This is a genomic window from Scandinavium sp. (genome assembly GCF_032012665.1).
Lineage (GTDB): Bacteria > Pseudomonadota > Gammaproteobacteria > Enterobacterales > Enterobacteriaceae > Scandinavium.
In genome coordinates, this window is record NZ_DALZVG010000004.1 from 151,531 (window position 1) to 174,758 (window position 23,228).

The 23,228-nt window shown below is 58.2% G+C and carries 21 protein-coding genes; 8 read left to right on the top strand and 13 right to left on the bottom strand.

Translation table 11 applies throughout. The features are described 5' to 3' along the window. Positions 1 to 25 precede the first annotated feature (25 nt). From RTU33_RS05560 to RTU33_RS05570, 3 genes are read left to right on the top strand one after another with little or no spacing between them, the layout of a single operon-like run. The gene (locus RTU33_RS05560; protein ID WP_312625864.1) at positions 26 to 523 is read left to right on the top strand and encodes an SH3 domain-containing protein; all 498 of its coding nucleotides are present in this window, start codon (positions 26 to 28) and stop codon (positions 521 to 523) included. Between the two features lie 44 nt (positions 524 to 567). Then, the gene (locus RTU33_RS05565) at positions 568 to 1,518 is read left to right on the top strand and encodes a hypothetical protein (protein ID WP_312625865.1); all 951 of its coding nucleotides are present in this window, start codon (positions 568 to 570) and stop codon (positions 1,516 to 1,518) included. A gap of 31 nt (positions 1,519 to 1,549) precedes the next feature. Then, complete coding sequence (locus RTU33_RS05570; RefSeq protein WP_312625866.1) at positions 1,550 to 2,923, top strand: serine/threonine-protein kinase; 1,374 nt, start codon at positions 1,550 to 1,552, stop codon at positions 2,921 to 2,923. A gap of 52 nt (positions 2,924 to 2,975) precedes the next feature. Here the strand turns inward: RTU33_RS05570 and RTU33_RS05575 are convergent, their stop codons facing one another. The 6 genes from RTU33_RS05575 to RTU33_RS05600 all read right to left on the bottom strand — a co-directional run bounded on the left by RTU33_RS05575 (position 2,976) and on the right by RTU33_RS05600 (position 9,027). Then, on the bottom strand, positions 2,976 to 4,349 hold the full coding sequence (locus RTU33_RS05575) for a cytosine permease (RefSeq protein WP_312625982.1): 1,374 nt from the start codon (positions 4,347 to 4,349) through the stop codon (positions 2,976 to 2,978). A gap of 70 nt (positions 4,350 to 4,419) precedes the next feature. Next, positions 4,420 to 5,916 carry a histidine ammonia-lyase gene (hutH, locus tag RTU33_RS05580; protein ID WP_312625867.1) on the bottom strand — a complete coding sequence of 499 codons (1,497 nt, stop codon included), beginning with the start codon at positions 5,914 to 5,916 and terminating at the stop codon, positions 4,420 to 4,422. Next, positions 5,913 to 6,707, bottom strand: a complete 795-nt coding sequence (locus RTU33_RS05585; protein WP_312625869.1) for an ATP-binding cassette domain-containing protein — start codon at positions 6,705 to 6,707, stop codon at positions 5,913 to 5,915. The genes hutH and RTU33_RS05585 overlap by 4 nt, the downstream gene beginning before the upstream one ends. 1 nt (position 6,708) lies before the next feature. Next, complete coding sequence (locus RTU33_RS05590; RefSeq protein ID WP_312625870.1) at positions 6,709 to 7,440, bottom strand: ABC transporter permease subunit; 732 nt, start codon at positions 7,438 to 7,440, stop codon at positions 6,709 to 6,711. Positions 7,441 to 7,449: 9 nt separating this feature from the next. After that, positions 7,450 to 8,169 (bottom strand): ABC transporter permease subunit, encoded by a 720-nt coding sequence (locus tag RTU33_RS05595; protein ID WP_312625871.1) that lies wholly within the window; start codon positions 8,167 to 8,169, stop codon positions 7,450 to 7,452. Between the two features lie 12 nt (positions 8,170 to 8,181). Continuing rightward, positions 8,182 to 9,027, bottom strand: a complete 846-nt coding sequence (locus RTU33_RS05600; protein ID WP_312625873.1) for a transporter substrate-binding domain-containing protein — start codon at positions 9,025 to 9,027, stop codon at positions 8,182 to 8,184. Between the two features lie 209 nt (positions 9,028 to 9,236). Here RTU33_RS05600 and RTU33_RS05605 point away from each other — a divergent pair, with 209 nt between their 5' ends. Next, entirely contained in the window at positions 9,237 to 9,779 is a 543-nt protein-coding gene (locus RTU33_RS05605) for a HutD family protein (RefSeq protein ID WP_312625875.1), read from the top strand. A 162-nt stretch (positions 9,780 to 9,941) separates the two neighbouring features. Beyond that, positions 9,942 to 11,627, top strand: a complete 1,686-nt coding sequence (hutU, locus tag RTU33_RS05610; protein ID WP_312625877.1) for a urocanate hydratase — start codon at positions 9,942 to 9,944, stop codon at positions 11,625 to 11,627. A gap of 113 nt (positions 11,628 to 11,740) precedes the next feature. Here the strand turns inward: hutU and dbpA are convergent, their stop codons facing one another. The 5 genes from dbpA to phnC all read right to left on the bottom strand — a co-directional run bounded on the left by dbpA (position 11,741) and on the right by phnC (position 16,854). Continuing rightward, the gene (dbpA, locus tag RTU33_RS05615; protein ID WP_312625984.1) at positions 11,741 to 13,114 is read right to left on the bottom strand and encodes an ATP-dependent RNA helicase DbpA; all 1,374 of its coding nucleotides are present in this window, start codon (positions 13,112 to 13,114) and stop codon (positions 11,741 to 11,743) included. Between the two features lie 115 nt (positions 13,115 to 13,229). Then, on the bottom strand, positions 13,230 to 14,114 hold the full coding sequence (gene phnE / locus RTU33_RS05620) for a phosphonate ABC transporter, permease protein PhnE (RefSeq protein WP_312625879.1): 885 nt from the start codon (positions 14,112 to 14,114) through the stop codon (positions 13,230 to 13,232). After that, complete coding sequence (phnE, locus tag RTU33_RS05625) at positions 14,111 to 14,977, bottom strand: phosphonate ABC transporter, permease protein PhnE (protein WP_409438224.1); 867 nt, start codon at positions 14,975 to 14,977, stop codon at positions 14,111 to 14,113. The genes phnE (RTU33_RS05620) and phnE (RTU33_RS05625) overlap by 4 nt, the downstream gene beginning before the upstream one ends. Positions 14,978 to 15,036: 59 nt before the next feature. Next, positions 15,037 to 15,963: a phosphonate ABC transporter substrate-binding protein gene (gene phnD / locus RTU33_RS05630; RefSeq protein WP_409438225.1), complete on the bottom strand. Its 927-nt coding sequence runs from the start codon at positions 15,961 to 15,963 to the stop codon at positions 15,037 to 15,039. A 48-nt stretch (positions 15,964 to 16,011) separates the two neighbouring features. Beyond that, positions 16,012 to 16,854, bottom strand: a complete 843-nt coding sequence (phnC, locus tag RTU33_RS05635) for a phosphonate ABC transporter ATP-binding protein (protein WP_312625885.1) — start codon at positions 16,852 to 16,854, stop codon at positions 16,012 to 16,014. Between the two features lie 320 nt (positions 16,855 to 17,174). Here phnC and RTU33_RS05640 point away from each other — a divergent pair, with 320 nt between their 5' ends. Then, positions 17,175 to 18,857 (top strand): alpha,alpha-trehalase, encoded by a 1,683-nt coding sequence (locus RTU33_RS05640; protein WP_312625886.1) that lies wholly within the window; start codon positions 17,175 to 17,177, stop codon positions 18,855 to 18,857. A 273-nt stretch (positions 18,858 to 19,130) separates the two neighbouring features. Then, positions 19,131 to 21,251, top strand: a complete 2,121-nt coding sequence (locus tag RTU33_RS05645) for a TonB-dependent siderophore receptor (protein WP_312625887.1) — start codon at positions 19,131 to 19,133, stop codon at positions 21,249 to 21,251. Positions 21,252 to 21,344: 93 nt separating this feature from the next. On the opposite strand, the gene RTU33_RS05650 is transcribed toward RTU33_RS05645, so the two are convergent. Next, positions 21,345 to 21,599 carry a GlsB/YeaQ/YmgE family stress response membrane protein gene (locus RTU33_RS05650; RefSeq protein ID WP_312625888.1) on the bottom strand — a complete coding sequence of 85 codons (255 nt, stop codon included), beginning with the start codon at positions 21,597 to 21,599 and terminating at the stop codon, positions 21,345 to 21,347. Positions 21,600 to 21,807: 208 nt separating this feature from the next. On the opposite strand from RTU33_RS05650, the gene RTU33_RS05655 reads away from it, so the two are divergent. Further along, positions 21,808 to 22,539 (top strand): flagellar brake protein, encoded by a 732-nt coding sequence (locus tag RTU33_RS05655; protein ID WP_312625889.1) that lies wholly within the window; start codon positions 21,808 to 21,810, stop codon positions 22,537 to 22,539. Position 22,540: 1 nt separating this feature from the next. Here RTU33_RS05655 and emtA read toward each other — a convergent pair whose 3' ends face one another. After that, entirely contained in the window at positions 22,541 to 23,161 is a 621-nt protein-coding gene (gene emtA, locus RTU33_RS05660; RefSeq protein WP_312625890.1) for a membrane-bound lytic murein transglycosylase EmtA, read from the bottom strand. Between the last annotated feature and the right edge of the window lie 67 nt (positions 23,162 to 23,228).

Genomic DNA, 23,228 nt, shown 5'->3' on the forward strand with positions numbered 1-23,228 from the left:
CATCATTCGATTTGCAGGGAACATAATGAAATTGCGAAATGTATTGCCTCTTCTGGTCGTGACCGTGCTGGTCGGCTGCAAAGCGCCTGCGCCGAAAATGACGGACGACACGCTGGTCACCAGTCAGGTTAACGGCGTCACGCTTACCCACCGCTATATTGTCTCTACTCCGACGGAGTTCACGCCGGTGAACGCCAGCTATCGGGCTCTGTACGCCGGTTCTCTGATGAGTACTCCAGACTTTGGCGGCAAGGTATTGGGTCAGCTTGAAAACGGCAAAACCTACACCGTGCTTGGCACCGTGGAGCACAGCTGGCTGGCGATTGCCGAAGAGGATAAGCCTGAACTTATCGGCTACGTACCGCCCCGCGCGCTGGTGAAAAGCGAGCTTTATGCGCAAACGCTGAAAAAAGATCGCCCTCGCGTCCGCCGGGCCGGTAGCAAAAAAACCACCTGCGTGAACGTCGACAGCAACAGTAAAGCCTGTCAGAACGCAGACAGCGGCACCTGGATAATCAACTGATCGGTTTGCTCGTTCATCCGTTTTAAGAGGCAGGAAGGAAATCTATGAAACTCTGGCTTTCGGGTGTGGCCTTACTGCTGGCCTCTTCGGCCGTTTGCGCCGGGAACTACCGTTTTGTCCAGTCACCGTCGCAAAAGCTCGATATCTGGATCGATAATATCAAAAGCAATTCGCCGCAGAGCTGGTGTGCAAAAGAGCTGCCGCTGCGCATCGTCGCCAACGGCGATCAAAACCCGGCGATCCTCGACGGGTTTATGCCCCGGCTGGGTGCCCTGCTGGAAAGCCAGTGTTCAGCGCTTTCGCGCGTTCACTGGCGAATGGAAGATCCGCAGGGTGCCACCCTCGCCTTTGGCACCGCCGACCGCGCAAGCGACTGGGATGTGAAAGTCACCCCGGTGAATGCCGATGATGTGGCGTCCCCCCTGCCAGCCAGCGACAAATCAGTGCCTGCCGACCGAACGCCGTGGCAGGAATTCACTCTCCAGGACGGCTGCCGCCTGCGTACTTTCTGGTCTGCCGCCGCGGGCACATCTGCACTCTTTATTCCAGAGGGCAAATGTGAAAAAGGCGGCTGGCTGAGCGGGCGCAGCGAAATTATCCAGCGGGGGCGCAACGGCGAACAGCGCCTGCCAATGACCTTCGTCCATGGCTTCCCGGTGAGCGGCCTGCGTGACGGCGTCAACGCCGACAGCCTGCTTATCACCACCCTCAACAATGAACGTATGGTCGTCAGCAACGAACAGGCGCCGCAAAGCTGGATGATCCTGCCCTATAAGCCCGCCCTGAACGCCTGGGCAGCCAGCGGAACCATAGCCGTGAAGGTACCGCGCGAAATGGCAATGGATGAAGCGAGTCTGCAAACCCAGCTCAATCAGGTGCGCAAAGCCTGGGCCAGCTGGATTACGCCGAATGCGCCAATGAACCTGCTGCTTATCGATTCGTTGCAAACCCAACTGCGCGATCCGGCAGTCGGCGCGTGGCGGACCCAGAATTAATGTTGTCATTTAACAAGCTGAGATCCAAAGCATGACAGACAACGATTTCACCCAGCGGCCCCCTGATGCTCTGCCACTGGGTTACCGTTTTGAAGAGTTTGAGATTCAGGATGTCCTCGACGCCGGCAATGACAACATCGTCTACCGGGCGCAGGATCATCAGCTGGAACGTCAGGTTGCCATTCGCGAATTTCTGCCGCGCACGCTGACGGTTCGCAGCGAAAGCCAGCGCCTGGTGCCGCGCAGCAAGCAGGATCAATCTGCTTTCCTCGCCGGGCTCGACGGTTTTATTCATGAGGCACGACAGCTGGCGCGGCTTAATCACCCGAACGTAGTGCAGATTCTGCGCTTCTGGACGTATAACGAAACCGCCTATGCGGCCACGCCCGTTTACAGTGGCATGACCCTGTCGGACCTGTTGCAGCACTATCCTGAACGCATCAACGAAGCCTGGATCCGCCGGATGCTTCCGATGCTTTGCGGTGCGCTCGCCGCGCTGCATGACAAAGGGTTTATTCACTGTCGCCTGTCGCTGAACAGTATCCAGATTCAGGATAACGGCCTGCCGCTGCTGCTGGAGTTTGGCGCGCTGCGCCAGACGGGTGAAAACGGTGAGGTGAACAAGACGCTGCTCCATCCGGGCTTCACGCCGCTGGAGCAATATTCTGACGATGCCGACAATCCGCCAGGCCCATGGACCGATATCTACTCGCTCGGCGCGATTCTTTACACGCTTATTACCGGCGCACGACCGCCCACCAGCGTCACACGAAGCATTCAGGACAACTGCATACCGCTGACGGAAAGCCAGCCGGAAGGGTATTCGCCTGAGCTGTTGCAGGCCATCGATCGCACGCTGGCGCTTCGGCCTGAAGAAAGACCGCAGAGCATCGAAGCATTCACCCGCCTCGCCGGAATTGTCCTGAACGACACCGGGATGTCGCAGCCTGTCCATCAGACGGGATCGATGCTGATACCGGTCGAACAGAATGAACCCGAAGAGCCCGCCGCCCAGCCGTGGTGGAAAGCGCATCGTATCGCGCTGCAAACCGCAGCTGGCGTACTGGTTGGTCTGATTGCGGGTGCGCTGCTGTTCGGTCGAAGCACCTCGACGCCGGTAGCGCAAAGCGCGTCAACATCAGGCAAAACGGCAACGGTGACGTCCGCAACAAAACCGGCAGCCGCAGCATCTGCTCTTACCCGCGTCTATCTCCGCGTGAACGAAGGGGATGAGCTGGAGGTCAACGGCAAAGCGCAGAAATTGCCGACGCCGGTTAACGGCTACGCTACCGTACAGCTGACGCCGGGTCAGTATGAGATAACGCTTCGCAACGGCGAACAGTCCCGCAGCGCCACGATAACCGTCGATAAGCCGGGAACGTGGCTGCTGGATCCGCAGCCATAAGTTCAGCAGGATTCATGTAGGCCCGGCAAGCGCAACGCCGCCGGGCAATCCATCAAGGGAATACCGTCGCCGTCGGCAGCACCCGACCATCGAAACGGTTAAGCGCGAGATACAGCCCCGCCGTGCCAAACCAGCCAATAATCCACGACACGTCATTTCCCGCAAACAGCCAGGTCAGCGCCCCGTGGAACAATGGGTTTTCGATAAACGGCAACTGAATCAGCACGCCCGTAATGTAAACGCCAATGCCCACTGTGTTCCAGTAACCGTAGCGGCCTTTCGGATCGAACAGCGCCGGAATATCCATCGCCTGGCGGGAAATCAGATAATAATCACACAGGCTGATGGCGCTCCATGGCACGAAGAAGGCCAGCAGGAACAGCAGGAAATGGGTGAAGTTTTTCAGGAATGCCGGTTCGCTCAGCAGCGCAATCACGCAGGAAATCGCGACCATCAGCACCACAAAAATCACGCGGTAAGTCTGACTGAGCGTCACCTGCTGACGGAAGCCCGAGACGATGGTCGTGAGCGACATAAAGCTGCCGTAGGCGTTGAGCGTTGTGAAGGTAATTTTGCCAAAGCAGATGGCGAAATAGATAACCATCGCCATAGTCTCGTTTTTGCCAAGCCCGACGATATAGCTCACTTCGTGCCCCGGGAATGCGCTTCCTGCAATCGCGGCAGCGATCACCCCAAGCGTCATCGACGCCTGAGTACCTAGCACCGTGCCGCTGAACACGGCAAAGAACGTTTTTTTGCCAGAAACGTTGCGCGGCAGATAGCGGGAGTAATCGGACACATAAGGACAGAAAGCGATTTGCCACGATGACGACAGCGACACCGCCAGCAGGAAGTTCGGCAGCGTAAAGTGGTTGTTCTGTGCCAGAGACGTGAAATCTGCCGCCATCAACAGCGACGCAAACAGCCAGGCGAACGCCAGCACGCCGACGATACTTGCCACTTTGCCAAGCTTGTGGATGACCTTATAGCCCAGCACGGCAATGACGATAATGATCGCGCTGAATATAATCATCCCGGATTCGTTGCTGACCGACAGCAGCCTTGCCATCGCCTGCCCCGCCAGCACCGTACCGCTGGCAGAAAAGCCCACGTACATCACGCAGACCAGCGCCAGGGGGATAACCGCACCAAACACGCCAAACTGCGCGCGACTGATGATCATCTGCGGCAGGCCCAGACGCGGCCCCTGCAACGCGTGCAGCGACATCACCGCCGCGCCGAGAATTTGCCCAACCAGCAGGCCAATCAGTGACCACACCACGTCGCCGCCGAGCACCACCGCCAGCGCGCCGGTAACGATGGCCGTTATCTGCAAATTGCCGCCAAACCAGAGCGTGAACTGGCTGAAGACGTGGCCGTGCCGCTCACTGTCCGGGATGTAATCAATAGAACGAGTCTCGGTGATGCGCCCTTTACTGCTGCCTGCCCGTTCGTCCGTCGTTGAGGTCGGTGTGAATGAAGACATAGATGCCTCGCTAAAATCCCGGTTGATGGTGTTTGAGAGTGGAGACGGCCTTGCCGATTTCCGGCGCCAGCCAGCGGTCGTCCTGCCAGGTAGCCACGGTTTCACGCAGCAGCGCCAGGCTCTTACGCGTGCCAGGTGCCAGCTTGTGTTCACCGTGGAAATCCAGCGCCTGGGCCGCCAGCAGGTATTCGATGCCGAGAATGTGATACAGATTCGCCAGCAGGCGTTGCAGCTTCAGCGCGCTGCCGGTGCCGAGGCTCAGGTGATCTTCCTGCAGGCCCGACGTCACGAAGTTGTCCAGCACCGCAGGCTGCGCCAGCTGCTTATTTTCACCGCACAGCGAAGCTGCCACGTACTGGGCAATCATCATTCCTGAGTTCACGCCGGGCTTCGCCACCAGAAACGCCGGCAGGCCGCTCACCAGCGGGTTTACCAGCCGATCCAGACGACGTTCGGCCATACTGCCGATCTCCGCCATCGCAATCGCCAGCAGATCGCAGGCCATCGCCACCGATTCACCATGTGGGTTCGCCTGTGACACCACTCGCCAGTTTTCCGGCGTGCCGAGAACCAGAGGATTATCGGTACAGGCATTAAGCTCGGTTTCAACCTGTACGCGGGCATGGTCAAACTGATCGCGGCAGGCGCCATGCACCTGAGGCATGGAGCGCAGGCTGAGCGCATCCTGAGTACGTACGCCGACGCTTTCCGCCAGCAGTGGGCTGTCGGCGAGCAGATGACGTAACCTTGCGCCGCTGTGCTGAATGCCAGGGCTTGCCTTCAGCGCGAGGATCTCTTCATCGAAGGCCACAAGCTGCCCGCGCAGGGCTTCAAAACTCATCGCACCGGTAACGTCAGCCCAGTCCAGCAGACGCTGCGCGTCATCCAGCGCCAGACAGGCCATGCCGGTCATGCACGGCGTACCGTTGACCAGGCTTAACCCCTCTTTTGCGCCAGGATTAATCGGCTTCAGCCCGGCTTCTGCCAGCGCCCGTTGCGCCGGGATTTTTTCTCCACGCCAAAGCACCTCGCCCACGCCCATCAGCGCGAGGCCGATATGCGCCATGTGCGACAGGTAGCCGACAGAACCCTGCGAGGGCACCTGCGGGGTGATCTGCTGATTGAGGAACGCCAGCAGCTGGTCGACGATAGCCAGCGAAATCCCCGATTTGCCGTGGCTGTAGTTCGCCACCGCGGCGCACATAATGGCGCGGGTCTGCGCCTCATCGAGCAGTTCGCCCACGCCGCAGGCATGGCTCAGCAGCGTATTGCGGGAAAGCTGTCCAAGCTGGTCTTCCGGCAGGCTGATATTGCACAGTGCGCCCAGTCCGGTGTTGACGCCATAGGCCACGTGGCCTGAAGAGACAATCAAATCGACAATTCTGCGGCCCTGCGCAATGCGCTCCCGGGCACGGTTGCTCAGCGTTAAAGTCGCTTTACCCCGCGCCACGCTCGCCACATCCTGCCAGCGTAACGGCCTATCGCCCCACTCTACCGTTGCGTTCACAGCGACTGTTCCTTCTGATAGTGGCTGGAGATAAACTGGCGGAAGCGCGGCGAGCCCTGCTCGCCAAACAGCTCATCCGGCGAACCTTCACAGTCGATATTGCCCTGATGCATGAACACCACGCGGTTAGAAACGTGACGGGCGAAGCCCAGTTCATGGGTTACGACCAGCATCGTGCGGCCCTCTTCTGCCAGGCTGCGCATCACCTTAAGCACTTCGCCCACCAGTTCCGGATCCAACGCCGACGTTGGTTCATCAAACAGCATCACTTCCGGATCCATCGCCAGCGCACGGGCGATCGCTACGCGCTGCTGCTGCCCGCCGGAGAGCTGCGCAGGGTAATAATCTTTGCGGTTCAGCAGGCCAACGCGATCGAGCAGCTGTTCCGCCTGCTCAATGCATTCACGCTTGTTACGTTTAAGGACGTAGTGCGGCCCTTCAATCACGTTCTGCAATACCGTCATGTGTGACCAGAGGTTGAAGCTCTGGAAGACCATGCCGAGGCGCGAACGCAGGTGCTCAATCTGCTTTGGATTTGCCGCCAGCCGGTGCCCGCGCGCATGCTGCTTCATTTCGATGGTTTCGCCGCCCACGCTCACCACGCCCGCGTCCGGCGTTTCGAGCAGGTTAATGCAGCGCAGTAGCGTACTTTTCCCCGAACCGCTGGCCCCGAGAATGGAGATCACATCGCCCTTGCGGGCCTCAATCGAGATGCCTTTCAGCACCTCCAACTGGTCAAAGGACTTCTGAATACCGCTGACCGACAGGGTGACGGGACGCAAATCTTGCATGTTATTCTCCTTTGGTCGCAGGCTTCAGCGCGAGGGTGCGCGAACTCTGGCGGGTATGCGGCGTAAGGCGGCGCTCAAGCCACGTATAGAGCTGAACGATAATAAAGTTGAGGATCAGGTAGATGGCCGCAGCGCAGAGAAACACCTCCATGGTGCGGTAGGTGCGCTGAATAATCTGCTGCGCGACGCCGGTAACGTCCCAGACGGTGACGAGGCTCGCCAGCGCCGTCGACTTCACCAGCAGAATCGCTTCGGTAGAGTACGCCGGAAGCGCATAGCGCAGCATCACCGGAGCGATAATCCGTCGTAGCAGCAGCCAGCGTGACATGCCGCAGGCACGCCCGGCCTCAATTTGCCCGACGGGGATCGCCAGCAGGCCACCGCGCAGAATCTCAGCGGTGTACGCCGCCGTACAGAGCGAAAGCGCCAGCACTGCACAAATAAAGGGTTCGCGCAGCAGCGGCCACATAAAGCTGTGGCGGATCACGCCAAACTGCCCAAGGCCGTAATAAACCAGAAACAGCTGAATCATCAGCGGCGAGCCGCGAAACACCAGAATGTAGCCGCGGGCAAAGCCGCTCAGCGCACGCCATGAGCTCATCCGCATCGCCAGAATGCCCAGCGCCAGCAGGCCGCCCAGCAGAAAGGAGCAGATAAACAGCCCGAGCGTCACCGGCAGCGCGGCGCTCAGTTTCAGGAAGGTGTCGCTGAGAAAAGCCAGATCGATAGCCATATGCGCTCCTTAAGCCTGGGCCACGGTGCGGCGCTGCCAGGCACGGTTCAGCCGGGTTTCCGCTTTCATAAACGCCCGGTTCGACAGCAGGGTCAGCAGCAAATAGCAGCCGCCGCCAATCAGATAGAACAGGAAGTAGTCGCGGGTCGATCCTGCCGCAATCTGGCTCGCGCGCATCAGCTCGACGATACCGGTCACCGATACCAGCGCGGAGTCCTTCAGGCTCATCTGCCAGACGTTCGACAGCCCCGGTAATGCGTAGCGGAAAATCTGCGGCAGCATCACACGCTGGAGAATGCGCCAGCGTGGCATGCCAATGGCCTGCGCCGCCTCCACTTCGCCAGGAGACAACGCAAGGCGCGCTGCACGGTACACTTCTGCCTGGTAAGAGGCCGAAATCAGGCCAATAGCCAGCGCACCAATCAGAAACGGCGGCACTTCGATAAAGCCGTCGGCGCCAAACATCTGGCCAATCAGCGACACCAGCCCGGATCCGCCGAAATAGAACAGATAGATAATCAGCAGCTCAGGAATACCGCGAAATACCACCGAATAGGCCGCGCCAAGCCAGCGGGCCGACGTGTGCGATGACAGTTTGGCGGAGGCAATCACTCCCCCCACTACCGCACCCACCAGCAGCGCGGCAAGGGAGAGCAACAGCGTGGTCAGCGTAGCGCTGAGGATGAGTCTTCCCCAGCCGTCGTCGCCCAGACCTAACAGATTCAGCATGAGAAACCTCGCTTATGGCGTGACGTCGGCTTTAAACCATTTTTCGCTCAGCTTTTTCACCGTGCCGTCGGCAAGCGCAGCCTTGATCGCAGCATCCAGTTTCGCTTTCAGATCAGCGTCCGCCGGGCGCAGGCCCATCGCTTCGCCTTCACCCCAGATGGGCCCCGCCAGCTGCGGGCCGCTGAAGGTCAGATTGCTGTTTTCCGGACGGGCGAGCGTGGAGTTGGCGAAGGTGATGTCGTCAAAGACCGCATCAATGCGTTCGGACTGCAAATCCAGAATCGCATCGGCAGAGCTGTTGTATTCGCGAATGTCCGCCACGTCTTTGAAGTACTTGTCGATAAACGGCGTGTAGACCGTTCCGGAGGCGATACCGATGGTTTTGCCCTTCAGCGCAGCCTTCAGTGGCGCAATAGCTGCCTGAATCTCTTTTTCGTCATCGTGCAGCTTGATGGCTGGCGCAGGCGGCAGCAGGTTGCCCTTCACGGTGATAAACGAAGCAGGCGTACTGGCGTAAGGCACGGTGAAGCTGACTACCTTTTTACGCTCAGGCGTGATCACAATCGCATCCATGATCACGTCATATTTGCCCGCATTCAGCCCGGCAATCATGCCATCCCAGTTCTGTACCACCAGCTTGCACTGGATGCCCATTCGCTTGCAGAGATTTTCCATCAGCTCTGGCTCAAAACCGCTCAGCTTGCCGCCCGGCAGCGTCAGGTTCCACGGCTCATACCCGCCTTCGGTGGCGATGGTTATCGAGCTCCACTCCTTCGCCTGTACGGCTGTGGCGCTCAGCAATAGCCCTGAAAGCAGAGTGGTCAGACAGATCCCGCGAAATGTGGTGCGCTGCTTCATGATGATTCTCCTGATTTCATTAGCGTGTTTGATGCTGTGCGGCACGGCGTGCAACAGATGACAGAACATGTATATACAACCATTGACTTTTCATCACACTCGCCGAATGATGGATTTGTGAGCCATGTTGTAAATAATTTGTAATCAAAATGAATATCAAATGTGGCATTAAAACAGCTTAATGCGCAGAAAACCAGGGAGTTAGCCTCATGATTTTCCCCTTCAGTTTTGACACGCTGCCGGTGAGTCGCTGGAAGAATGGCGGCGGAGAAACCCGCGAAATCATCAAAGTCCCCTCTCCCGATGCGCCGTTTCTCTGGCGGGCAAGCCTGGCAACTTTGAACGCGGACGGTCCTTTTTCGTTGTTCGAGGGTGTGGATCGGGTCATCATGCTGCTGGAAGGCGGGCCGCTGTGGCTACGCGGTAATGAGATCAATCATCAGCTTGAGCGCTGGCAGCCGTGGGCGTTTGCCGGAGAGTGGCCGTTAAGGTCGGAAGGGATCGCGGGCGCGGGGCTGGATTTCAACATCATGACCCGGCGCGGCCGGGCCTCTGCCTCCGTTCAGGTTGTCAGCTCGGCGCATCCCCCCGCTCAGGAAGGTGTGGCGTTTGTGCTTCAGGGAACATGGGAACTCGCCGGAAAACAGTGCCATACACGAAGCGGCATCGCATGGCAGGGCGACTGTCCAGGCATCGTTTTGCCGTGTTCCGACGATGCACTGCTGTTACTGGCTGAGATCAGCATCTTATAACCCTTTGTCTTTCCAGATATTTATAAGGCCGAATGTGATCCCGTTTGCAATATACATCAAGTTGTATAGACAAGCCTATACATCATCGCTTTTATTGTTACATATTCATAACAAACGCTCCGGCGTTTACCGATCACCGACACTGACTCAGGAAGGACTGCCATGACCACGCCTCAGACTACTGCTCTCTCCCGTACGGTTCGCGCCCCTCACGGCGACAAACTGCACTGCGCCAACTGGCTGATTGAAGCCGCTTACCGCATGATTCAGAACAACCTCGATCCGGACGTGGCCGAACGCCCGGAAGATCTGGTGGTGTACGGCGGGATTGGCAAGGCCGCACGCAACTGGGAATGCTTCGAGCAGATCCTGCGTTCGCTCGAAGCTCTGCACCCTGAAGAGACGCTGGTGGTTCAGTCCGGTAAGCCGGTCGCGGTATTCCGCACCCACGCCGACGCCCCGCGCGTGCTGCTGGCGAACGCCAATATCGTGCCGCACTGGGCCAACTGGGATCACTTCCACGAACTCGATAAAGCCGGGCTGATGATGTACGGCCAGATGACCGCGGGCTCCTGGATATACATCGGCGCACAAGGCATCGTACAGGGCACCTACGAAACCTTCGCCGAGGCGGGACGTCAGCACTATAACGGCGATCTGAGCGGTAAATGGATCCTCACCGCCGGACTGGGCGGCATGGGCGGCGCGCAGCCGCTGGCGGGCGTTCTGGCGGGCGCATCGGTGCTGGCAATTGAGTGCCAGGAGTCGCGTATCGACTTCCGCATTCGGACCCGCTACGTCGACTACAAAGCAACGAATCTCGATCAGGCCCTGGCGTTGATTGCTGATGCGACGGCGAAGAAGAAAGCCATTTCCGTCGGCCTGCTCGGCAACGCCGCAGAAATCCTGCCGGAGCTGGTGAAGCGTGCGCAGGCAGGCGGTATGCGTCCGGACATCGTCACCGATCAGACCTCTGCCCATGACCCGATTAACGGTTATTTACCGGCAGGCTGGAGCGTGACGCGCTGGCTTGATGAGCGGGAAACGCAGCCGAAGGCCGTGGAAAAAGCCGCCCGCGCCTCGATGGCGGTACACGTTCAGGCGATGCTCGATTTCCATCATATGGGCGTGCCAACCGTCGATTACGGCAACAACATTCGCCAGGTGGCGCTTGAGGAAGGCGTGAAAAATGCCTTCGATTTCCCGGGCTTTGTGCCCGCCTACATTCGCCCGCTGTTCTGCGAGGGCAAAGGCCCGTTCCGCTGGGTGGCGCTTTCCGGCGATGAAGAAGATATTCGTAAAACCGACGCCAAACTGAAGGAGCTGTTCCCGGATAACGCCCACCTGCACCGCTGGCTGGATATGGCGCAGGAGCGCATCGCCTTCCAGGGCTTACCGGCGCGTATCTGCTGGCTTGGCCTCGGCGAACGCCATCTGGCCGGGCTGGCGTTTAACGAAATGGTGCGCAACGGCGAGCTGAAAGCGCCAATTGTGATTGGCCGCGATCACCTCGACTGCGGCTCCGTCGCCTCACCCAACCGCGAAACAGAATCGATGCGCGACGGGTCTGATGCCGTATCCGACTGGCCGCTGCTGAATGCCCTGCTCAACACCGCTGGCGGCGCAACCTGGGTCAGCCTGCATCACGGCGGCGGCGTTGGCATGGGCTTCTCACAGCACGCCGGGGTGGTGATTGTCTGTGATGGCACACCGGAAGCCGACAAGCGCCTGGCGCGCGTACTGTGGAACGACCCGGCAACGGGCGTGATGCGCCATGCCGATGCCGGATACGAGCAGGCCATTGAGTGCGCGAAAAAGCATGAGCTTAATCTGCCGATGATGCGTTAGGGGGAAGTTGGCCGGGTGGCGCTACGCTTATCCGGCCTACAAACGGCAAACCCCGTAGGCCCGGTCAGGCGCAGCCGCCACCGGGCAATGCCCATGCAAACGGGCGGAAAGGATTACTTAAACAGACGCACCTTCACCGACTTGCCTTTGATTTTGCCCTGCTGGAGCTGCTTCCAGGCATGGCGGGCTACGCTTTGTTTCACCGCGACAAACGCGTGAATCGGGTGAATGTCGATTTTGCCGATGTCGGCCCCGTCTAAGCCCATATCACCGGTTAACGCCCCCAGAATATCGCCCGGACGCATTTTGGCTTTTTTACCGCCGTCGATGCACAGCGTCGCCATTGTGGCTTCCAGCGGCGCAACGGTGATGCCCGCAGGCGGCTGCTGCCATTCCACCTTCATATTCAGCATCTCTTCAAGGACAGCGGCGCGCTGGCCCTCTTCCGGCGAGCAGAAACTGATGGCAAGGCCACTCTGCCCGGCGCGCGCGGTACGCCCGATACGGTGCACGTGCACTTCCGGATCCCACGCCAGCTCGAAGTTGATGACCATCTCCAGCGCTTTAATGTCCAGACCGCGCGCCGCGACGTCGGTTGCCACCAGCACGCGGCTGCTGCCGTTCGCAAAACGCACCAGCGTCTGGTCGCGATCGCGCTGCTCCATATCGCCGTGCAGGGCCAGCACGCTCTGATTGCTTTCAGTCAGCGCATCGCAGACGGCCTGACAATCTTTTTTGGTATTGCAGAACACCACGCAGGATGCGGGCTGGTGCTTGCTCAGCAGCTGCTGCAACAGGCGGATTTTGCCGTTGCGCGACACTTCGTAGAACTGCTGCTCCACCGCAGGAAGTTCGTCGACGGTATCGATTTCCACCGTCACCGGCTCGCGCTGAAAACGGGTGCTGATCGCCGCAATCGCCTTCGGCCAGGTGGCCGAGAACAGTAGCGTCTGGCGCTTCGCCGGGGCGTGGCTCAGTACTTCATCAATGGCATCGGCAAACCCCATATCCAGCATGCGATCGGCTTCGTCCAGCACCAGCGTCTGCAACGCGTCGAGGCTGACGGTCTCTTTTTTCAGGTGATCGAGCAGACGGCCGGGCGTTGCCACAATGATATGCGGCGCATGAATTAACGAATCGCGCTGCACGCTGAACGGCAGGCCACCGCACAGGGTCAACACTTTAATGTTAGCCATGTAGCGCGCCAGACGGCGCAGCTCTTTCGCCACCTGGTCGGCCAGCTCGCGCGTCGGGCAGAGGATCAACGACTGGGTAATAAACTGGCTGGCGTCGATGTGTTGCAGCAGGCCAAGGCCAAACGCGGCGGTTTTGCCGCTGCCGGTTTTTGCCTGCGCGCGGACGTCTTTCCCCGCAAGAATGGCCGGTAACGCCGCCGCCTGCACCGGGGTCATGGTGAGATAGCCCAGCTCGGTGAGGTTATTCAGTTGTTCATCAGGCAGCGCGTTAAGTTCAGCAAAAGAGGTCACGGTCAGTATTCCGGTAAATGCATCGGTATCAGCCAGCGGCTGACGTTCAGGCCGCAATCATACCATTGCCCGCCCCGTCCCGAGGCGAGTTTTTTCGCGCCCACCCGCCCGATGATTACTCCCCTGCTTTATACAACGGCACCGTCGCCCCGGTAATGTAGCGACGGCGAAACCACGACGACAGCGCATCCATCGTCATCACCACTGCCACCAGCAGCAGGGTAATGAACATCACCACATCCCAGTTCCACAGGCGCATATTTTCAGCATAAATCAGCCCGATACCGCCCGCGCCTACGAAGCCCAGCACCGCCGCCGAACGGGTATTGGATTCCAGCTGATAGAGGCTTAGCGCCAGGAACGTCGGGAAGGACTGGGTGAAAATACCGAAACGGTGCTTTTGCAGACCGTTAGCGCCAACCGCCGTCAGGCCACGACCCGGCGCACGCTCCACCGCTTCATGCCCTTCAGCATATAAGCGCCCGAGCAAACCGGTGTCCTGCATGATAATCGCCAGCACGCCCGCCAGCGGGCCAAGCCCCACGGCGCGCACGAATATCAGCCCCCAAATCGCCATGTCGATTCCGCGCAGCAGGTCGAACAGGCGGCGCACAAACATCGCCACAAACCGCGTTACCGGGCCGCGCATGATGTTGCGGGCCGCAAGAAACGAAAGCAGCAGCGCAATGACCGTCGCAGTGAGGGTGCCGGAAAAGACGATAGCCAGCGTGATGCCAATCTGGCGGAAGTAGTAGCCAAACGGCCAGTTAAGGAAATCATGCCAGACGAACATGCGAAAGAAATAGCGCCCGAGCTGCGCCATGCCGCTGGTGAGCTGCTCGTAGCTGATGCCGAACTGGATGAAGAACCAGACGTAATAGAGCAAGGCCGCAAGCGCGAGCAGGCCGATATGGCGCAGATAGCGCCCCTGCACGCGAAACAGCGCCGCATGCATTTCCCGGTATTGCGCGGTATCCGTCACCGCTTGCCACTGTTTCATTTGTTCCCCTCCAGCACCCGCTGGCGCAGGCGGCCAGAGAGCATATCGAGCAGCGAAACGACGATCACAATCAGCAGCAGCGTCATGCTCACCTGGTCGTATCTGTCGAGTTTAATGTTGGTCATCAACTCCTGGCCGATGCCGCCCGCCCCCACTAACCCAAGAATGGTTGATGAGCGGAAATTTATTTCAAGCCGCATAAAGCCGTAGGAGAGAAAAATGGGCTTCACCTGCGGCCAGAGCGCGAATCGCATCCGCTGAACGGGCGTGGCTCCGCAGGCCGTAAGCCCACGAACCGGCTTGTTCTGCGCGCTTTCGATAGCCTCGTAAAAGAGCTTGGTCAGGCTGCCAACGGTGTGCAGCATTAGCGCCAGAAAGCCCGGTATTGCACCAATGCCAAACGCCATAACGAAAATCACCGCCCACGCCAGCTCCGGCATGGTACGCAAAAACGCCACCAGCGCGCGGATAGCCATTCGCACGCCGAGCGGTGCCCAGGCGTTTCGCGCCGCAAGGAATGCAAGGATTGTCGCAATGGCCACCGCCACCAGCGTTGCCGCCAGCGCCAGCTGCAGCGTTTCCCAAATCAGCGGCAGCTGAATGGGTAAACGATAGCCCCAGTACGCCAGCGATCCTTTGGTGTGCGAATCGGCGAAAAGCAGGCCGCCGTGCAGCGTCGGCACCGTTTCCAGCATGTAATCGAAGAAGTTCGGCAGTGAGTGCCAGATGGTGAGGAGATTAAACTCGGCGGCCTGCCCGGCAGCAAACCAGAGAACCAGCAGCAGGGCCGACCAGGTGAAGGTATCGCGCGTCTGGCGGGCCTTTATCTGGTGGTAATAACGTTCGAATTCAGTATTCTGCATGTTCACTCGCGGGATGAACGCTCCCCCGCCAACCGCGCGAGGGAGGTGAAATGGCCTGATTAACGAGCGTTAACCAGTTCGCGCTTCATGTCGATAATCTGCTGGAAGTCCGCCACCGTCGACGGGCCGATATGCTGGGTGCCGCCCATCGCCTTGATGAAGCAGGCGTGATCTTCCTTATCCAGCTTCTTCACTGCATCCACCACTTTGGCCTTGAAGTCCGCCGGCAGGCTGTTGCTCACCAGAATCGGGCCATTCGGGATCAGCGGCGACTGCCAGATAATCCGGATGTTCTTCATCAGGTCCGGGTGATCCATGCGGATCAGGCGGTTGAACGCACCAGCCGTATAGCCGTCGTTGTAATCACCGACCATCGACGCCCAGGTCACTGCGCCTGCGAACTGGCCATTCAGCACGCCGAGAATGTCCTGCTCGTGGCCGCCTGAGAAGGTAACGCTTGAGAAGAAGTTGTTGTATTTGTCATCCGGCGTGCCGCCGAATTTTTTCTTGAACGCCTGATTCGGGATCAGGAAGCCAGAGGTGGAATCAGGGTCGGCCATGCCGAAGGACTTGCCTTTCAGGTCATCAATGGTTTTATACGGGCTGTCGGCTTTGACTATCACCACCGAGTGATAGCCGCGGGACTGATCTTTGTCATCCACCGCAATGCCAACGATATCCACGGCTTTCGGGTTATTGATGTACACCGAAGCGTAGGACGACGGCGACATGCTCAGCACCACGTCGACTTTGCCGCCGAGCAGGCCCTGAATGACGCCGGAATAGTCAGAGGAGTTGCGCAGTTTGGTGTCGACGTTCAGCTCCTTGTCGAGAAAGTCCTTCACGCACTGGTTATCGCCAATTTGCTGCGTGGCGTTCTGCCCGCCGAGGATGCCCAGATTGAGCTCTTTCGGCTGTTCTGCCGCGGCATGCCCGGCCACCAGCAGCCCAGCCATCATCGCGGAAAGTGTTAATGTGCGCTTCATGTGCTTAGTCATTATCATTGCCCGTGTTGTCTTAAGAGAAGGTATGTTTCAGTGGATCTGGCTGATGTCATCGCCATAAAGCTGTTGCAGCACATCCGGGTTCAGATCGTCCGGATGGCCGTCAAAGACGATTTTCCCCTGCGCAATGCCAATTACGCGGGTGCAGTAAGTTTTAACCAGTTCAATCGAGTGCAGGTTGACCATCACGCTGATGCCCTGCTCGCTGACCTCACGCAGCACGTTCATGATGCGCTGAGTGTTTTTGGGATCGAGTGAAGCAACGGGTTCATCGGCCAGTAGCACAGAAGGGTTCTGGATCAGCGCCCGACAAATCGCCACGCGCTGCATCTGCCCTCCGGAGAGGTTTTCCGCCCGCTGAAGCGCGTGCGGCAGCATGTTCATCCATTCGAGCAGGGCAATTGCCCGGGCGCGGTCGTCGTCTGAGAAGACCTTAAACAGGGATTTGAGGGTGGAAGTCTGGCTCAGGCGGCCAAGCAGCACGTTGGTCAGCACGTCGAGGCGCGGCACCAGGCAAAAATCCTGGAAAATCATCCCGCATTCGCTGCGCCACTGGTTCAGGGCGCGTCCGCTGAGATGGGAAACATCACGCGGCATGCCCACTTCCGGGTAGCTTAAGATTTCACCTTCGGTGGCGGTATGCGTGCCGTTCAGCACGTGCAGCAGCGTGGATTTCCCCGCCCCGCTTCGCCCGACAATGCCCACCATTTCTCCGGCATGCAGGTCGAAACTGATGTCGTTCAGCACCGTCTGCTGAGCGTTATAGGATTTGCAGAGATTTTTCACGCTCAGCACTTTACGCAGATTTGCCGGGAGCGGCTGCGGCTGGAGCGGGTAATCGTTCAGGGAAAAAAGGGCGCGAGCGTTGTTCATAAGAGTTCCACGTTGCTGGTTTTCGCCGTGGGTTATTAACAGCGCTGCGCGTGACGCTTTAATGACAGAAAAACGATAAACAGATGAAGATGACGCGCTGAATATTCCTGAACGGGGAGTACAGACGCGGGTTTTGCAAAAGCGATCCCGGAGATTCTGGCGGATGATTTGAGGGCATTTTTTGTTTTATCCCCCACGTTTCAGCGGTATAGGAAATTAGTCGAAAAAGCGAAAAGTGTTATCCCCGACACGCGACGTAAATGAGTTTCGTCTATGGTTACAGGCAGCGGAATGTGCGCTATTAAAAAGGAGAACCGACAATGAATAAACCCGCTTTGCGCCGCCCAGATACCCTCTACCTCGCCCTGCGGCTGGCACTTGGGGGGGCGCTGTTTTCGCTGGGCCTGGCTTATGCGCAGGCCGATGAGGCGCAACCTCAATCCCCGGATGTTTTATTAGGCCCGTTATTTAACGATGTGCAGAGCGCGAAGCTGTTTCCCGATCAAAAAACCTTTGCCGACGCCGTGCCCAAAAGCGATCCGCTGATGATCCTGGCCGATTACAGGATGCAGCGCGCCCAGAGCAGCTTTGACCTGCGCCACTTTGTTGAGGTCAACTTCACTCTCCCCGAGGAAAAAGACAAGTACGTGCCGCCGAAGGATCAAAGCCTGCGCGACCATATCGACGGACTTTGGCCCGTGCTGACGCGTACCACCGGCAGCGCCGAAAAATGGGATTCCCTGCTGCCGTTGCCGAAGCCCTATGTGGTGCCCGGCGGGCGCTTTCGCGAAGTCTATTACTGGGACAGCTATTTCACCATGCTGGGGCTGGCGGAGAGCGGCCACTGGGACAAAATCGAGGATATGGTCGCTAACTTCGGCTATGAAATCGACACCTGGGGCCACATTCCCAACGGCAACCGCAGCTACTACCTGAGCCGCTCACAGCCGCCGTTCTTCTCGCTGATGGTGGAACTGCTTGCCACACACGACAGCGACGCACTGAAAACGTATTTGCCACAGATGGAAAAAGAGCACGCTTACTGGATGGACGGTGCAGACGCGCTGCAAAACGGTTCGGCGAATAAGCGCGTGGTGAAGCTGGAGGATGGCGTCCTGCTGAACCGCTACTGGGACGATAAGGACACGCCGCGCCCGGAATCCTGGCTGGATGACGTCAACACCGCCAAAAGCAATCCGAATCGTCCGGCCACCGAGATTTACCGCGATCTGCGCTCTGCTGCCGCCTCCGGCTGGGATTTCAGTTCGCGCTGGATGGACGACCCGCAAAAACTCAGCTCCATTCGCACCACCAGCATTGTGCCCGTCGATCTCAACTCGCTGATGTTCCGGATGGAAAAAATCATCGCTACCGCCAGCAAAGCTGCGGGGGACGATACCAAAGCCACCCGCTATGAAACGCTGGCAAACGAGCGCCAGAAAGCGATAGAGAAATATTTGTGGAACGACAAAGAGGGCTGGTACGCCGATTACGATCTGAAAACCAAAAAGACGCGTAATCAACTGACCGCCGCGGCGCTGTTTCCGCTTTACGTGCATGCGGCGTCTAATGACCGCGCGGCGAAAGTCGCTGCCGTAACAGAATCACGCCTGCTGAAACCTGGCGGTATCACCACCACCACGGTCAACAGCGGCCAGCAGTGGGACGCGCCGAACGGCTGGGCGCCGCTGCAATGGGTGGCAACCGAAGGCCTGCAGAATTACGGCAAAGAGACGCTGGCAATGGAAGTGAGCTGGCGTTTTCTCACCAACGTGCAGCACACCTACGACAGCCAGCAGAAGCTGGTCGAGAAGTATGACATCACCTCCACCGGCACCGGAGGCGGCGGTGGGGAATATCCGCTCCAGGACGGTTTTGGCTGGAGTAACGGCGTGACGCTGAAGATGCTCGATCTGATCTGTCCGAAAGAGAAACCGTGCGACGACGTGCCGAAAACGCGGCCAGCGCCAGCGGCTGCCGCTCCCACCACCAAAACGCAATAAACGGCGACATTGCCGGGCGGCGCAGGCTTGCCCGGCCTGTGAGCCAGATGCTATATCCGGCTGTTTTTGTAGGCCAGCCAGGGCTTCAGCCGCCACCTGGCAATTCCCCAGCGCTACTACCCAAAATGGTAGTCACCTCGTGACTTCTTCGCTTGATTCAATTAACGCAAACAATAATAATTCGCATTCTTTTTTTAACGAAAACTGACATTTTCGCACGATTTGACACGGCGGCGTACAGGAGTGCCAGACCGTGTTTCTCAGGATGATGTGATGACTAACACTTTGCCTCTTAAACGCTCGTCGGTGCTTTGCGCGCTGGCGCTGGTTTTCCCCTGCGCCGCCTTCTCTGAAGAAACGGTTGTGGTGACGGCACAGCCGGTAGAATCTGCCACTGCCCCGACTCAGGGATATAGCGCTAAAACGTCAACCGGCGCGACCAAAACCGATCAGCCCTTAATCACCACCGCGCAGTCGGTGTCCGTGGTGACGCGTCAGCAGATGGAAGATCAGGGCATCACTAACGTCAGCCAGGCGCTGAGCTATACGCCAGGCGTCTACAGCACCTTTGGCGGCGCGGCGACCCGCTTCGACGCTATTTCGCTACGGGGCTACCACGGCGGTGACGTCGATAATATTTTCCTCGACGGTATGCGTCTGATGAGCGATGGTGGCAGCCACAACATCGTGCAGATTGACCCATGGTTCCTCGATCGCATTGATGTGATTAAAGGCCCCTCCTCCGCGCTGTACGGCCAGAGCGTGCCGGGCGGGCTGGTAAATCTCACCTCTAAGCGCCCGCTGTTCACCTCCGAAGGCCACCTTCAGGCGTTTGGCGGCACCCAGAACACCAAAGGCGCAGCGTTTGATTACACCGACGCTATTAACGACCAGTGGGCGTATCGCCTGACGGGGATTACCCGTAATACCGACACGCAGTTCGACAACACCCGCGAGGAGCGCTACGCCATTTCCCCGTCGCTGCTCTGGCAGCCGGACTCCGACACCACCCTGCTGTTACGCGCGTATCTGCAAAAAGATCCGTCGGGCGGCTATCACGGATCGCTGCCGCTGGACGGCACACGCTACGAGCACAACGGACGCAGGCTCGGCAATCATACCAACGAGGGCGATCCGGGCGACGGCTACCAGCGCCGGGAACAGATTTACAGCTACGAGTTCGACCACCAGTTCAGCGACATCTGGTCGGTACATTCAAGCGGCAGCTATACCCACTCCAACGTGAAGCTCGATCAGGTGTATCAGGTGGGCTGGATCGGCGACAGCGACATGCTGGCCCGCGGCTACAGCGGCTCGGAAGGTTCGCTGGACGGCTGGTCAACCGACAACCGCTTGAAGGCCGATTTCAACACGGGCGACGTAGCGCACACGCTGATTCTGGGCGGCGAATATCACCGTTTCCGCAATGACCTGTGGAGCGGCGCAGGCGGGGCTTCACCGCTGGATCCATGGACGTACTCCACGCCGCAGACCGGGCACACCGTAACCTACAGCGACGATAACAACCGTCGCTACTATCAGGCGGGTGTCTATTTGCAGGATGAAATGGTCTGGAACCGCTGGCATGCGAATCTCTCCACCCGCTACGACCGCATTGTCTCGCAGCAGGTCAGCGACACTTTTGGGGCCTCCTCGCGGCGCTCGGATGACCACATCAGCAGCCGCGCCTCGCTGCTTTACGCCTTCGAAAATGGCCTCTCGCCCTACCTGAGCTACAGTCAGGCGATCACGCCTGCGATGCTCTCCGGTCCTGATGGCAATCTGCTGAAGCCCACCACGGCGGAGCAGTATGAAGCCGGTCTGAAGTTCCAGCCGCCGGGCAGCGCTGACCTCTACAGCATTGCAGTTTACGATCTGACGCAAAAGGACGTGGCGACCCGCGACCCGAACATCGGTACTGCAACCTTCCTGCCTGCCGGGAAAGTGCATTCGCAGGGCGTTGAGCTGGAAGCGCGTAATCAGCTGACGCCGCGCCTGAGCACCATTGCCGGGTATAGCTGGAACCGCCTGCGCTTTGCCGATACCAAAGACGGCACCGATAACAACACGCCACAGCTGACGCCGGATCAGATGGCTTCCCTGTGGGCGCATTATCAGTTCGATTTCGGCATCAGCGCAGGGGCAGGCGTGCGCTACATCGGTAAACAGTGGGCAGACGATACCAACACTGAACGCCTGCCCTCGACCACGCTGATTGATGCGATGATCCGCGCCGACCTTGGGGCCTGGAGTTCTGCTCTCAAAGGTGCATATGTGCAGGTTAACGCCAACAACCTGACCGACCGTGAATATCTTTCTGGTTGCTATGGCACCAACAACTGCTACTGGGGTGCAGAGCGCTCGGTGATTGCCACCGTGGGGTATGATTTTTAAGCAATTTGCGGCCCATTGCCCGGCAGCGCTTCGCTTGCGTGTACGAAAAAGGGCAGCCATTCGGCTGCCCTTTTATTTATTACTCGTTATTGCTTATGCGTTGCGGCGCAGAAGTCGGAAGACAATCAGCACCACGATGGCACCCACAACCGCTACCAGGAAGCTGTGCATATTGAAACCGTTCACGCTGCCGATGCCGAACATGGTTGCCAGCCAGCCGCCGACGACGGCACCGACAATCCCCAGCACGCAGGTCAGAATAAAACCGCCGCCATCGCGGCCCGGCATGATCAGTTTCGCGATAATACCTGCAATCAGTCCAAATACAATCCAGGTCAGAATGCCCATTTTAACCACCCTCCAAAGAAATAAAATAACCACAAATAATGCGAGCGTATTGTGCGCTCCGGTTATCTTAAGTATAGGTAAACATTCTTAAAATGTAGCGATTCAATTTAATTTTTTATCTGTAAAAAAATATTCCCTCGTTTGTATTAAGTTCTGGTGCGCGCTGCCGATAGTGGATCGAATCTCTGTCAATAAGGAGCTACCGGGCGTGAGTCATTACAATGAGCAATTCCTTAAACAAAATCCGCTGGCAGTGTTAAACATTCTTCGCGATCTGCACCGCGACCGCATTCCTGTACGCGTCTCCTGGGGCACATCTCAATTTATAAGCCGCATTCTCGACGTCTCACCTCAGACTCTTATTATCGATTACGGCAGCCAGGAGTATGAAAATCGCGCGGTGCAGCGTGCGGAAAATATCACTCTCTCTGCCGAAACCCAGGGCGCAAAAATCGAATTTACCGTGCCAGCGCTCAGCCATGGCCAGTTTCTGGACCTGCCCGCCTTCACCATGCCCGTGCCACCTACGCTGTGGTTTATTCAGCGCCGGGAATTTTTCCGTATTTCTGCCCCGCTGCACCCGGTTTATTACTGCAAAGCGAAGCTTGCCGATAAAAGTGAAATCCGCTTTCGCCTGTGCGACCTCTCCCTTGGGGGCATGGGTGCACTGCTGGACGGAACGCCGCCGCCTCAGCTTAAGTCAGGCGTGATGATCCCGCAGCTGGAGCTTGATATGGGGGAATGGGGGAAATTTCACTTCGATGCCCAGCTGATTTCGCTGAGCGAACGCAAGGTGGTGGACGGCAAGAATGAAACCATCAGCACACCGCGCCTGAGCTTCCGTTTTCTTAACGTCAGTCCGGCGGTTGAACGCACGCTCCAGCGCATTATTTTCTCCCTGGAGCGTGAGGCGCGCGAACGCGCGAATAAGGTTCGTTAAATCAGTCGATAGCGTCCATGGCCTTTTGCACCTTCCAGATATAGCGAGGGGCCTGCGGCGATGGATGATTTTTAACGATATGGTCGAAGAACGCCTCTTTGTCCATGCCGTTGATTGCAGCAATGGCTTTTTTGCGGTCTGACGAGAAGGTTCTCAGCAGCGCGCCTGCCCCGTTAACATAAGAGGTGACCAGCGCGTACTGCATCACTTCGGGATCCTTAATGCCCAGCAGCGGTCCGTTTTCCAGAATCCGGAAATAGGCCGTGCCCATTGAGATGTTGCGCTCTGGATTTTTCAGCTCGCTGACGGAAGGATCGCCGCTCCAGCCCATATAGCGATACACTTCGCGCCCGGCGGTGGACGGCTTAAGCTGCATCAGGCCCACTGCGCCCGATTTACTCACCACGCCAGGGTTCCCGCCTGATTCGACCGCGATAATCGCCGTGATAAATTTTGGATCGAGTCCCCAGGCCGCCCCAGCTTTTTGGCTTATCGGCATCCACTGCATAGCCCGTTGTACCGGCACCGTCGGGTTATAAGGTGGCTGAGTATAATCGTATTTGGGCTTAGAACTGCACCCGGCAAGCAGTACCGCTAAAACAGCAAACCATCTCAATTTCACGCTTCTATCCTTATCACTGAAGTGTGCGCGCTGATGACAACGCGAAGTTCAGGCGGCATCATAACCG

What these genes read in the sequence shown, in the direction of transcription:
- RTU33_RS05560 (WP_312625864.1), top strand. Translation starts at nt 26, where the DNA reads ATGAAATTGCGAAATGTATTGCCTCTTCTGGTCGTGACCGTGCTGGTC.
- RTU33_RS05565 (WP_312625865.1), top strand. Translation starts at nt 568, where the DNA reads ATGAAACTCTGGCTTTCGGGTGTGGCCTTACTGCTGGCCTCTTCGGCC.
- RTU33_RS05570 (WP_312625866.1), top strand. Translation starts at nt 1,550, where the DNA reads ATGACAGACAACGATTTCACCCAGCGGCCCCCTGATGCTCTGCCACTG.
- RTU33_RS05585 (WP_312625869.1), bottom strand. Translation starts at nt 6,707, where the DNA reads ATGCAAGATTTGCGTCCCGTCACCCTGTCGGTCAGCGGTATTCAGAAG.
- RTU33_RS05590 (WP_312625870.1), bottom strand. Translation starts at nt 7,440, where the DNA reads ATGGCTATCGATCTGGCTTTTCTCAGCGACACCTTCCTGAAACTGAGC.
- RTU33_RS05595 (WP_312625871.1), bottom strand. Translation starts at nt 8,169, where the DNA reads ATGCTGAATCTGTTAGGTCTGGGCGACGACGGCTGGGGAAGACTCATC.
- RTU33_RS05600 (WP_312625873.1), bottom strand. Translation starts at nt 9,027, where the DNA reads ATGAAGCAGCGCACCACATTTCGCGGGATCTGTCTGACCACTCTGCTT.
- RTU33_RS05605 (WP_312625875.1), top strand. Translation starts at nt 9,237, where the DNA reads ATGATTTTCCCCTTCAGTTTTGACACGCTGCCGGTGAGTCGCTGGAAG.
- hutU (WP_312625877.1), top strand. Translation starts at nt 9,942, where the DNA reads ATGACCACGCCTCAGACTACTGCTCTCTCCCGTACGGTTCGCGCCCCT.
- phnE (WP_312625879.1), bottom strand. Translation starts at nt 14,114, where the DNA reads ATGAAACAGTGGCAAGCGGTGACGGATACCGCGCAATACCGGGAAATG.
- phnE (WP_409438224.1), bottom strand. Translation starts at nt 14,977, where the DNA reads ATGCAGAATACTGAATTCGAACGTTATTACCACCAGATAAAGGCCCGC.
- phnD (WP_409438225.1), bottom strand. Translation starts at nt 15,963, where the DNA reads ATGAAGCGCACATTAACACTTTCCGCGATGATGGCTGGGCTGCTGGTG.
- phnC (WP_312625885.1), bottom strand. Translation starts at nt 16,854, where the DNA reads ATGAACAACGCTCGCGCCCTTTTTTCCCTGAACGATTACCCGCTCCAG.
- RTU33_RS05640 (WP_312625886.1), top strand. Translation starts at nt 17,175, where the DNA reads ATGAATAAACCCGCTTTGCGCCGCCCAGATACCCTCTACCTCGCCCTG.
- RTU33_RS05645 (WP_312625887.1), top strand. Translation starts at nt 19,131, where the DNA reads ATGACTAACACTTTGCCTCTTAAACGCTCGTCGGTGCTTTGCGCGCTG.
- RTU33_RS05650 (WP_312625888.1), bottom strand. Translation starts at nt 21,599, where the DNA reads ATGGGCATTCTGACCTGGATTGTATTTGGACTGATTGCAGGTATTATC.